Origin of the sequence: Mesorhizobium sp. M2E.F.Ca.ET.209.01.1.1, from assembly GCF_004010375.2 — a bacterium.
Taxonomy (GTDB): domain Bacteria; phylum Pseudomonadota; class Alphaproteobacteria; order Rhizobiales; family Rhizobiaceae; genus Mesorhizobium.
Genome location: NZ_SADP02000444.1, coordinates 1 through 366 on the forward strand (window position 1 = coordinate 1; position 366 = coordinate 366).

Genomic DNA, 366 nt, shown 5'->3' on the forward strand with positions numbered 1-366 from the left:
GGAAGTTAGTAATGCAACTCACAACGCAACTGTAATACTAGCTTCTCTTTCGGTCATTGCTACCCGACAACAGTAATGTTACCGGGTTTTGCGACGTGACCTCCCGGAGCGCAAGCTGGCTGTGGCAGAGCGCGAGCCGATCTTACCTTGGGTGTTCTATGGACGGCGGAAAAGAATCAAGGGAGCAGCGGCGTCGGCGCGTTCTCAAAGGAGCGTCGATTCTCTCGGGTATTTCAAATTCTGAAGTCAAGTGCACCGTTCGCAACATGCATTCGCAAGGCGCGGAGCTGCAAGTGTCAATTGACGCGCGCGTTCCAAATGAATTCCTTCTTTACATCCCGACTGATGGGGTCGGTTATAAGGCGG

Annotated in this window: 1 protein-coding gene; it reads left to right on the forward strand. The window is 52.7% G+C overall.

The genetic code is table 11. The features are described 5' to 3' along the window. Positions 1 to 158: 158 nt before the first annotated feature. Positions 159 to 366: PilZ domain-containing protein (locus EN852_RS41875; RefSeq protein WP_135879726.1), on the forward strand; the 208-nt coding region annotated here is incomplete at its 3' end.